General features: G+C 70.0%; 2 protein-coding genes. Both read right to left on the bottom strand.

Annotated elements, in window-relative coordinates; translation table 11 throughout:
- Positions 1 to 103: 103 nt before the first annotated feature.
- Positions 104 to 943 (bottom strand): transposase family protein, encoded by an 840-nt coding sequence (locus tag NLX86_RS34200; RefSeq protein WP_254375718.1) that lies wholly within the window; start codon positions 941 to 943, stop codon positions 104 to 106.
- 64 nt (positions 944 to 1,007) lie between these two features.
- Positions 1,008 to 1,463 carry a hypothetical protein gene (locus NLX86_RS34195; protein ID WP_254375719.1) on the bottom strand — a complete coding sequence of 152 codons (456 nt, stop codon included), beginning with the start codon at positions 1,461 to 1,463 and terminating at the stop codon, positions 1,008 to 1,010.
- Positions 1,464 to 1,511: the final 48 nt, after the last annotated feature.

Below are 1,511 nucleotides of genomic sequence, written 5' to 3'. Positions count from 1 at the left end.
TGAGCGGTGTGCATCGTGAAGTTGCAGGTCATGGGTCTGGTGTGCGCGAGGTTCGGGATACTCGCACTGGTCGTGGGCGGATGACCTCGGCGAAGATCGTCGGTCACCTGGAAACTTCGCGGTTCGTCAGGACCAGTAGGGCCCTCACCAGGGCGGTCACCCATGCCGGGTTGGTTCGTACCTTGCCGAGGACGCGCCAGTTCTTCAGGTGGGCGAACCCGTGCTCGACCGGCGCCCGGACCGCTGCCAGGGCCTTGTCGGACAGTTTCTGCCCCCGCGTGAGCGGCCGGTTCCGGGCGGCCTTGTAGCCGGTGATCACCGCCGGGTCGGCATCGGGATCACTGTCGTCGAGTCCGACGAATCCCAGGTCGGCGATCGCGCCGAGCCCGGCCGCCCGCAGCTTGTCGGTGAGCCGGTCGTGGCGGCAGGCGGTGATCTCCGAGGTCCGGCCGGGCCGGGCCGCGGAGACCCAGAGCAGTCGGCCCCGGTCATCGGTGAGAGCGATCACGAGCAGACCATGGCATTTACTCTTGCCGGAGTAGTTCTTCCGGTTCTCCTTGCCGGTGCGCCGCCGGGTGCGGATCAGCGTGCCGTCCAGCAGTACGATCCCGCCACCCTTCCGGGCGGTCTTCTTCAGGACCCGGTCCAGGCGCGGGGCGCGCGTGGCGAGCAGGCCGACGACTTCCCTGACCCACCGGGTCAGGGTGGTGCGGTGTATCCCGTTGCCGCCGGCCAGGTCGCCCGGCCGCTGGTCACAGCGCAGTACCGCCAGCACGAGGGTGGCGATCCGCCCCGGAGGCAGGGCCCGCCACCGTGAGCCGATCCTCTTCAGATGGCCGCGTATCAGGTCGGCGAGCCAGTTCAGGGTGGCACTCGACAGCGGCAGGCGGGCAGTGTAGACAAGGCCGTCAGGGCCCTCGACGGTGTCGTTGTTTTTCTTCACACCAAACTCAACTGCCGCCGGGGGCCCGCCGGTTACGGCCCGCGGGAGCCCACCTCCCGTGCGGTCACGAGCGTGCGGTGAACCTGCCGTCGGGCCGTTTGTGCAGCCGGCCACGGTCGGCGAGCTTGGTCATCTTCGCCCGCAACGGCTCCAGCTTCCCGCGCACCGCTACGTCCAGGCCCGGTTCCTCGCCGACACCCCTTACCTGCACCGGGCCATCGGCCCTGCGCACGATCGCCAGGATCTTGCGGTAATCACCGGGCAGGGCTGCCTCGTCGGGATTCTCGCCACGGTGCGGGATCAGCAGCACCGCCCGCCCCGCCACCTGGGCAGACGCCGGAACTGCGGCCGCGGCGGCCTCCGTAGCGGCCCAGTCCTGTTCGGCCAGCCGGTTCAGCACCCGCTCGGCGATGACCAACTCCTCCCGCTCGGCCTGGACCTCCCGCAATTGCTTGGCCAGCTTCTCGGCCAGCGTGTCCAGTTCACCCCGGCGAGCCGTGATCCGCTCCAGCTCCCGCATCCCCGCGTCCTCCCCGTACTCTCCCGGCGCACCGGCCCGGCCACGGAT

Source organism: Streptomyces sp. A3M-1-3 (genome assembly GCF_024213665.1).
GTDB lineage: Bacteria > Actinomycetota > Actinomycetes > Streptomycetales > Streptomycetaceae > Streptomyces.
This window is presented reverse-complemented; position numbering and strand designations above follow the sequence as displayed.